General features: G+C 69.7%; 11 protein-coding genes. 7 read left to right on the top strand and 4 right to left on the bottom strand.

All coding sequences use genetic code 11. The features are described 5' to 3' along the window. The 4 genes from leuC to ABZ281_RS27530 all read left to right on the top strand — a co-directional run. On the top strand, positions 1-1,056 hold a 1,056-nt coding region (gene leuC / locus ABZ281_RS27545), incomplete at its 5' end, for a 3-isopropylmalate dehydratase large subunit (RefSeq protein WP_356659689.1). Between the two features lie 6 nt (positions 1,057-1,062). Next, positions 1,063-1,656 carry a 3-isopropylmalate dehydratase small subunit gene (gene leuD / locus ABZ281_RS27540; protein ID WP_356659687.1) on the top strand — a complete coding sequence of 198 codons (594 nt, stop codon included), beginning with the start codon at positions 1,063-1,065 and terminating at the stop codon, positions 1,654-1,656. Positions 1,657-1,932: 276 nt separating this feature from the next. Beyond that, positions 1,933-2,163, top strand: a complete 231-nt coding sequence (locus ABZ281_RS27535; protein WP_030851947.1) for a hypothetical protein — start codon at positions 1,933-1,935, stop codon at positions 2,161-2,163. 136 nt (positions 2,164-2,299) lie between these two features. Next, positions 2,300-2,941: an HU family DNA-binding protein gene (locus tag ABZ281_RS27530; protein ID WP_031138095.1), complete on the top strand. Its 642-nt coding sequence runs from the start codon at positions 2,300-2,302 to the stop codon at positions 2,939-2,941. Positions 2,942-3,012: 71 nt separating this feature from the next. Here ABZ281_RS27530 and ABZ281_RS27525 read toward each other — a convergent pair whose 3' ends face one another. After that, positions 3,013-3,216, bottom strand: a complete 204-nt coding sequence (locus ABZ281_RS27525) for a hypothetical protein (RefSeq protein WP_356659685.1) — start codon at positions 3,214-3,216, stop codon at positions 3,013-3,015. Between the two features lie 9 nt (positions 3,217-3,225). Further along, entirely contained in the window at positions 3,226-3,864 is a 639-nt protein-coding gene (cofC, locus tag ABZ281_RS27520) for a 2-phospho-L-lactate guanylyltransferase (RefSeq protein WP_356659683.1), read from the bottom strand. A gap of 157 nt (positions 3,865-4,021) precedes the next feature. Here cofC and ABZ281_RS27515 point away from each other — a divergent pair, with 157 nt between their 5' ends. Genes ABZ281_RS27515 through ABZ281_RS27505 form a run of 3 tightly spaced genes read left to right on the top strand, consistent with a single transcriptional unit; the run spans position 4,022 to position 7,055 of the window. Next, positions 4,022-4,813, top strand: a complete 792-nt coding sequence (locus ABZ281_RS27515) for a lysophospholipid acyltransferase family protein (RefSeq protein WP_356659681.1) — start codon at positions 4,022-4,024, stop codon at positions 4,811-4,813. After that, positions 4,810-5,820, top strand: a complete 1,011-nt coding sequence (locus ABZ281_RS27510) for an NAD(P)H-dependent glycerol-3-phosphate dehydrogenase (protein ID WP_356659679.1) — start codon at positions 4,810-4,812, stop codon at positions 5,818-5,820. Before ABZ281_RS27515 ends, ABZ281_RS27510 begins: the two co-directional genes overlap by 4 nt. A 59-nt stretch (positions 5,821-5,879) precedes the next feature. Then, positions 5,880-7,055 carry a D-alanine--D-alanine ligase family protein gene (locus ABZ281_RS27505; RefSeq protein ID WP_356659677.1) on the top strand — a complete coding sequence of 392 codons (1,176 nt, stop codon included), beginning with the start codon at positions 5,880-5,882 and terminating at the stop codon, positions 7,053-7,055. A gap of 18 nt (positions 7,056-7,073) precedes the next feature. Here the strand turns inward: ABZ281_RS27505 and ABZ281_RS27500 are convergent, their stop codons facing one another. Together ABZ281_RS27500 and ABZ281_RS27495 are read right to left on the bottom strand one after the other, a co-directional pair. Further along, the gene (locus tag ABZ281_RS27500; protein WP_356659675.1) at positions 7,074-7,592 is read right to left on the bottom strand and encodes a DUF3515 domain-containing protein; all 519 of its coding nucleotides are present in this window, start codon (positions 7,590-7,592) and stop codon (positions 7,074-7,076) included. 20 nt (positions 7,593-7,612) lie between these two features. Continuing rightward, positions 7,613-7,846, bottom strand: a complete 234-nt coding sequence (locus tag ABZ281_RS27495; RefSeq protein WP_030851968.1) for an Lrp/AsnC ligand binding domain-containing protein — start codon at positions 7,844-7,846, stop codon at positions 7,613-7,615. Between the last annotated feature and the right edge of the window lie 234 nt (positions 7,847-8,080).

Here is an 8,080-nt window from a genome sequence, read left to right as displayed (position 1 = left end):
GTCTGCGGCGACTCGCACACCTCCACGCACGGCGCCTTCGGCGCGCTGGCCTTCGGCATCGGCACCTCCCAGGTGGAGCACGTGCTGGCCACCCAGACGCTGCCGATGTCCCGCCCGAAGACCATGGCGATCACGGTCGACGGCGAACTGCCCGAGGGCGTCACCGCCAAGGACCTGATCCTGGCGATCATCGCGAAGATCGGCACGGGCGGCGGCCAGGGCTACGTCCTGGAGTACCGCGGCGAGGCCATCGAGAAGCTCTCGATGGAGGCCCGCATGACCATCTGCAACATGTCGATCGAGGCCGGCGCCCGCGCGGGCATGATCGCCCCCGACGAGACCACGTTCGCGTACCTCAAGGGCCGCCCGCACGCCCCCGAGGGCGAGGAGTGGGACGCCGCCGTCGCGTACTGGAAGACGCTCAGGACGGACGACGACGCCGAGTTCGACGCCGAGGTCGTCATCGACGCCGCCGGGCTGTCGCCGTTCGTCACCTGGGGCACCAACCCGGGCCAGGGCGCACCGCTTTCGGCGTCCGTCCCCGACCCCGCTTCGTACGAAGACGCTTCGGAGCGCTTCGCCGCCGAAAAGGCCCTGGAGTACATGGGGTTGGAGGCCGGGCAGCCGCTGCGCTCCATCAAGGTGGACACCGTCTTCGTAGGCTCCTGCACCAACGGCCGCATCGAGGACCTGCGCGCCGCCGCCGATCTCGTCAAGGGCCGCAAAGTCGCCGACGGCGTACGGATGCTGGTCGTCCCCGGCTCCGCGCGGGTCGGTCTGCAGGCCGTCTCCGAAGGTCTGGACGTGGTCTTCAAGGAGGCCGGCGCCGAGTGGCGGCACGCGGGCTGCTCGATGTGTCTGGGCATGAACCCCGACCAGCTGGCCCCGGGTGAGCGCTCCGCGTCCACCTCCAACCGCAACTTCGAGGGCCGGCAGGGCAAGGGCGGCCGCACCCACTTGGTGTCGCCGCAGGTCGCGGCCGCCACCGCCGTCCTGGGCCACCTGGCCTCCCCGGCCGACCTGTCCACCGACGCCCCCACGCCCGCTGGAGTCTGATCAGTCATGGAAGCCTTCACCACCCACACCGGCCGGGCCGTGCCGCTGCGCCGCAGCAACGTCGACACCGACCAGATCATCCCCGCCCACTGGCTCAAGAAGGTCACGCGCGACGGGTTCGAGGACGGGCTGTTCGAGGCCTGGCGCAAGGACGCGTCGTTCGTGCTCAACCAGCCCGAGCGGCAGGGCGCGACCGTGCTGGTCGCAGGCCCCGACTTCGGCACCGGCTCCTCCCGTGAGCACGCCGTCTGGGCGCTGCAGAACTACGGCTTCAAGGCCGTGATCTCCTCCCGCTTCGCCGACATCTTCCGCGGCAACTCGCTCAAGAACGGCCTGCTCACGGTCGTTCTGGAGCAGGAGACCGTGGACGCGCTGTGGGAGCTCACCGAGAAGGACCCGCAGGCCGAGATCACCGTCGACCTTCAGAGCCGCGAGGTGCGCGCCGAGGGCATCACCGCCTCCTTCGAGCTGGACGAGAACTCCCGCTGGCGGCTGCTGAACGGCCTCGACGACATCTCGATCACCCTGCAGAACGAGGCTGACATCTCCGCGTACGAGGCGAAGCGCCCGACGTTCAAGCCGCGGACGCTCCCGGTCTGACCCGGGCACGAACGGCCGCCTGCGAACAAGGCGACTTTCGGCCACCGCAACACCCCCTCTGTACCCCCGATCAGCCCGATCGGGGGTACAGCGGTGTCTGCACCCGAACGGCCCTGCCCACCCGCTGTTCGGCTGCCAACTTCCCACGTTAAGCAGGTGGTTGCTGGGGTACGCGAGGGGTACAGCCGTGACTTCCACGTGTGCCGGGAAGGCCCTCGGAGGCGGCAGTTGTCCCCTGGGCAGGCGACAACTCGCCCCAGATGGCACAATCTGTGCATGGAACACGACGGCCAACTCGAGCTCTATGCGGCAGTCGCGGACCAACTCAAGGAAGCGCACACAAGAGTGCGCGCACTGCAAGTCCCGGAGGGCGTACGGATGGCGCTGACCCGGAAGCTGCTGGTCATTACGGCCGCGGCCAAGCACGATCTCGCCGACGCGGCAAGACGGCTGGAGCGGTTCACCGCGGACCTCGACGAGGGACGTCTCCCCGACGAGGAACGCTGAACCCCTTCGACACCGTCGAGTTCGTTGCGGCACAAGGGTGATAAGCCCGTTTCGTGTTTGATTTGCGGTATATATCTGCCTAACGTGCGAAAAAGCTTGAACACTTTGTTCTGGCGATGTCTCCGAAGGGGAAGACGTGAACAAGGCGCAGCTCGTAGAAGCGATTGCCGACAAGATGGGCGGCCGCCAGCAGGCCGCCGACGCTGTCGACCATGTACTGGACGCCATCGTCCGCGCGGTCGTCTCGGGTGAGCGGGTTTCGGTCACCGGCTTCGGTTCGTTCGAGAAGGTCGACCGCCCGGCCCGGTACGCCCGTAACCCCCAGACGGGCGAGCGGGTTCGGGTCAAGAAGACCTCCGTTCCGCGCTTCCGCGCCGGCCAGGGCTTCAAGGACCTGGTCAGCGGCTCGAAGAAGCTCCCGCGTGGCGGCGAGGTCTCCGTCAAGAAGGCGCCGAAGGGCAGCCTGACCGGCGGTGCCGGCGCGACGGTCAAGAAGGCCGCCGCGAAGAAGGCGACCACGAAGTCGGCCGCCGCGAAGAAGACCACCGCCAAGAAGGCGACGGCGAAGAAGGCCACCACCAAGACCGCGGCCGCGAAGAAGACCACGGCGAAGAAGGCGCCCGCCAAGAAGACCACGGCGACGTCCAAGACCACCGCCGCGAAGAAGACCACCGCGAAGAAGGCCCCGGCGAAGAAGGCCACGGCCAAGAAGGCGCCCGCCAAGAAGTCGACGGCGCGCAAGACCACCGCCAAGAAGACCACCGCCCGCAAGAAGTAAGGGCGCTGGGGTGCTCACGCGCCGGGCCGGACTCCGCATGGAGTCCGGCCCGCGGCGTGTTCAGCGTGTGATCAGAGGGTCTGCAGTGTCACCAGAGTGATCCGGAGCCCGTCCTGGGCACCCTCCACCTCGATGCGGACCCGCTGCCCCGGGCGCAGCAGCCTGAGGCCCCCCGCGTCGAACGCGGCCGCGTCGAAGGGCACCGGGGTGCCGTCGTCCAGGAGCACCTGCCCGCTGCGGCTTTCGGGGTCGTACGTGTACGCGGTCGCCTGCATGGCCGCAGCCTACTGCCCGGGAATCAGCAACCGCGCGGCGGCCGCGGCCGTATGAGGGCCGACCCCCAGGGCCAGCGCGCTGCGCAGGTCATCGCCGGTGTCCACGTCCTGGCGAACGGAATCCACCGCGGTGACGGCCAGTTCCACCGCCCCGGAGACGCGGTGCCGGGTTCGGGAATCCGTGCCGAAGGCCGGGCGCAATTCGCGGCCAGGGGCGGCGGCCAGCAGGGTCGTCCCGATAGCGGCCGCGTCCGCGAGAAATGCGCGCGGGAATTCAGCAGCGGTATCGAGTACCCGGGACAATTCCACGGGGCGCAGAGCCGGCAGATCGGCGTTGAGCGCGGCCACCGCCCCGGCCGGGCGGGCCGACCGCACCACCCGCGTCGCGTGTGCGAGGGCGGCGTTGAGGCCGCCGCCCGGCTCGTCGGTGATGATCGCGGCGCCCAGTGCGGCCAGCTCGCGGCCCGCCCGGACGTCGTCCGTGACGACTGCCACATCCCCCACCGCCGGGCAGGCCAGCGCGGCCGCCACCGTGTCCTGGGCGAAGGCCAGCGCCAGGTCCGGCCGCAGCCCGTCGTCCGCGGTGTCCGCAAGCCTGCTCTTGGCCTGGGCCAGGGGCTTCAGGGGTACGACCAGGGTCCACTGCACGGGTGTTCCGTCCTCCTCTTGTCGCGGTCATTGTCACCCGGGGCCTCGGGCGGGCGGCGTGCCGGGGCGTACGGTGTTCTCGACAGACCGGCGGCCTGGGGCGACACTTGTGCGGCCCCCGTGGCCTCGGCTTCAAGCCCTAGAGGAAGGTGTCCGCGTGCCCCGCCGCAGAATCGGCTTCTGGTACCGCCTCGCCGCGGTGATCTGCAAACCGCCGCTGGTGGTTCTGCTCAGGCGGGACTGGCGTGGAATGGAGCACATTCCGGCAGAGGGCGGATTTATCACCGCGGTGAACCACAATTCGCACATCGACCCCTTCGCTTACGCGCACTTTCAGTACAACACCGGGCGGGTCCCGCGATTCCTCGCGAAGAGCGGGCTTTTCAAGAAGGGATTCGTCGGAGCCGCGATGCGGGGCACCGGGCAGATCCCCGTCTACCGCGAGAGCACGGACGCGCTGAGCGCTTTCCGGGCCGCGATCGACGCCGTGGACCGGGGGGAATGCGTCGCCTTCTATCCCGAGGGCACCCTCACCCGCGACCCGGACGGCTGGCCCATGACCGGCAAGACCGGGGCGGCGCGCGTCGCCCTGCAGACCAAGTGCCCGGTGATCCCCGTCGCCCAGTGGGGCTGCAACGAGTTGCTGCCGCCGTACGCGAAGAAGCCGCATCCGCTGCCGCGCAAGACGCACCGCGTGCTCGCCGGGCCGCCCGTGGACCTCGCGCGGTTCTACGACCGGGAGATGACCGCGGATCTGCTGAAGGAGGCCACGGAGGTCATCATGGCCGCCGTCACCGCACAGCTGGAGCTGATCCGCGGCGAGAAGGGGCCGGAGACGCCGTACGACCCGCGCAGGGAGCGGATCGAGCAGCGGCGCCGCACCCAGGCGCAGACACAGACGCACCAGAAGTCCGGACAGACCGTGCAGGAAGAGGGGCTGGGCAAGTGAGCAAGCCGGTCAAGGCGGCGGTCCTGAGCGCCGGTTCGTGGGGTACGGCCTTCGGCATGGTGCTCGCCGACGCGGGGTGCGAGGTCACCCTGTGGGGGCGCCGCCCGGAGGTCGTGGAGGCGATCAACTCCACGCGGACCAATCCCGACTACTTCCCGGGTGTCGAGCTCCCGGAGAACGTACGGGCCACCACCGATCCCGCCGAGGCCGCTGCGGACGCCGACTTCACGGTCCTGTCGGTCCCCTCGCAGACCCTGCGCGGCAACCTCGCCGAGTGGAGCGCGCTGCTGGCCCCCGACACGGTCCTGGTGTCGCTGATGAAGGGCGTCGAACTCGGCTCCGCGATGCGGATGAGCGAGGTCATCGACGACGTCGCCAAGGTCGGCCCGGACCGGATCGCCGTGGTGACCGGGCCCAACCTGGCCCGGGAGATCGCCGCACGGATGCCGGCCGCGGCCGTGGTCGCCTGCACCGACGAGGCCGTCGCCCAGCGGCTCCAGGCCGCCTGTCACACGCCGTACTTCCGCCCGTACACCAATACGGACGTGGTGGGTTGCGAACTGGGCGGAGCCGTGAAGAACGTCATCGGCCTCGCCGTCGGCATCGCGGACGGCATGGGCCTCGGCGACAACGCCAAGGGCTCCCTCATCACCCGCGGCCTCGCCGAGACCACCCGGCTCGGCATGGCGCTCGGTGCCGACCCGCTGACCTTCTCCGGGCTCGCGGGCCTCGGCGACCTGGTGGCCACCTGCTCCTCGCCGCTGTCGCGCAACCACACCTTCGGCACCAACCTCGGCAAGGGCATGACCCTCCAGGAGACCATCGCGGTCACCAAGCAGACCGCCGAGGGCGTCAAGTCCTGCGAGTCGGTGCTCGATCTGGCCCGTCGGCACGGCGTCGACATGCCGATCACGGAGACGGTCGTCGGCATCGTGCACGAGGGCAAGCCCCCTGTGGTGGCCCTCAAGGAGCTGATGTCGCGCAGCGCGAAGCCCGAACGACGCTGAGCGACGCGAGGCAGACGGCGCTTACCAGTGGCCCTACCAACGGGTACTCTCAACCCGATATGAGCACCGAGAACCTCCCCCAGAACCCCGAGCAGCCGCCTCGCAAGCCGCGTGTGGCCGTCGTGTTCGGCGGGCGCAGCTCAGAACACGGGATCTCCGTGGTCACCGCCGGCGCCGTCCTCAAGGCCATCGACCGGACGAAGTACGACGTCCTGCCGATCGGCATCACCCAGGACGGGCGTTGGGCGCTCACGGCGGACGAACCGGAACGGATGGCGATCGTCGACCGGCGCCCGCCGAGCGTCGACCTGCTCGCCGAGTCCGCCGAGGGCGCGGTGATCCTCCCGGTCGACCCCGCCAGCCGCGAAGTGGTCTACAGCGAGCCGGGATCGGTCCCCAAGGCGCTCGGCGAGGTCGATGTGGTCTTCCCGGTGCTGCACGGCCCGTACGGCGAGGACGGCACCCTCCAGGGCCTCCTGGAGCTCTCCGGTGTCCCGTACGTGGGTTCGGGTGTGCTCGCCTCGGCCGTGGGCCAGGACAAGGAGTACATGAAGCGGGTGTTCACCTCGTTCGGGCTGAAGGTCGGCCCGTACGTGGTGGTGCGTCCCCGTGAGTGGGAGCAGACCGCCCCGAACGGGGACAAGGGCGCCGCCGCCCGCAAGAAGATCGTCGACTTCGCGGGCGAGCACGGCTGGCCGCTGTTCGTGAAGCCCTCGCGGGCCGGCTCGTCGATCGGCATCACCAAGGTCGACGACCTCTCCGGCCTGGATGACGCCATCGCCGAGGCCCAGCGGCACGACCCCAAGATCCTCGTGGAGGCCGCGCTGCGCGGCCGCGAGATCGAGTGCGGCGTCCTCGAATTCGAGGACGGCCCCCGGGCCTCCCTCCCCGCGGAGATCCCCTCACCCGAGACGCACGCGTACTACGACTTCGAGGCCAAGTACATCGACTCCACCCCGGGTCTCGTCCCGGCGCCCCTCACCCCGGAGGAGACGGCCGAGGTCCAGCGCCTGGCGGTCGACGCGTTCGACGCGGCGTCCTGCGAGGGCCTGGTCCGCGCGGACTTCTTCCTCACCGAGGACGGCGAGTTCGTGATCAACGAGATCAACACGATGCCCGGCTTCACGCCCATCTCGATGTACCCGCAGATGTGGCAGGCGAGCGGGGTGAGCTACCCGGAGCTGATCGACCGGCTGGTGCAGGCGGCACTGCGCAGGCCGACGGGCCTTCGCTGAATCCTCAACACCCGGCGCTCAGAAGGCGATCCCCTCGGGGATCGCCTTCTTCACGGCCGCGGCCAGATCGATCAGCACGCTAGAGCTGTCCACGCCCTGCGGCGCCCGGACCTCGACGTACGCCTCGCGGTTGGCCGTGGTGAACCGGTACCCCCCGCCGTCCTGCTGCTCCATCAGCCAGTCGACCCCGTTGACACCCCCGGCGACGGCATCCGGATCCCGCCCGTCCGCCACCTTCGGGTCGACCATCTTCGGCGGCTGCGGCACACCGCAGCGCAGTATGATCGCCGGGCTGCCCCAGCCCGCCGTCAGCGCCGACGCGGGCTCGGGATCCGCCCGGCGCTCACCGTCCACCTTCGCGGGCAGTACCTTGTCCAGGTTCCGGCACAGTTCCGCGACCTTCGCGTCCGGACTGGGAACCGCCGCCGACGCGCTGTCGTCTGCTGAGGAGCAGCCCGCAACAGTGATCAACAGCGCGACAGCGGGCAGGCGGAACACGCGGAAGACACAACGGTGCCGGTGACGGAAAGAGTTCACCGGCACAGGGTAGACGGGGGCTACAGATGGACGACCGGGCAGGTCAGGGTGCGGGTGATGCCGTCCACCTGCTGGACCTTGGCGACCACCATGCGGCCGAGATCGTCGACGGTGTCGGCCTGGGCCCGCACGATGACGTCGTAGGGTCCCGTCACGTCCTCGGCCTGGATGACTCCAGGGATCTTGCTGATCGTCTCGGCGACGACCGAGGCCTTCCCGACCTCGGTCTGGATCAGGATGTACGCCTGTACCACGGAACCTCCAGGGCGGACACGAGGATCATGTGGGGAAAAGGAACGCCACGGTATCGCGTCGCCGCTCGCCGCGGGGAGACCTGCGGGGACCGGGTTGTGCGTGCCGGGGTGCAGGTCCGGCAGAACTTGACGGTCGCTTCGACCGTAGCGAGGACTGAGATGCCTTGCGACCGGGCACGAAGATGCCGCGGGCGTCGGTGATGGTCTCGTCATCGCTCAGGTACAGCGCGACGA

Source organism: Streptomyces sp. NPDC006265 (assembly GCF_040613555.1).
In the GTDB taxonomy this organism is placed as follows: Bacteria; Actinomycetota; Actinomycetes; order Streptomycetales; family Streptomycetaceae; genus Streptomyces.
The sequence above is the reverse complement of the archived record's forward strand: the minus strand, read 5'-3'. Positions and strand labels throughout refer to the sequence as shown.

Coding starts and splice junctions, on each gene's coding strand:
- leuD (WP_356659687.1), top strand. CDS start 1,063: ATGGAAGCCTTCACCACCCACACCGGCCGGGCCGTGCCGCTGCGCCGC.
- ABZ281_RS27535 (WP_030851947.1), top strand. CDS start 1,933: ATGGAACACGACGGCCAACTCGAGCTCTATGCGGCAGTCGCGGACCAA.
- ABZ281_RS27525 (WP_356659685.1), bottom strand. CDS start 3,216: ATGCAGGCGACCGCGTACACGTACGACCCCGAAAGCCGCAGCGGGCAG.
- ABZ281_RS27505 (WP_356659677.1), top strand. CDS start 5,880: ATGAGCACCGAGAACCTCCCCCAGAACCCCGAGCAGCCGCCTCGCAAG.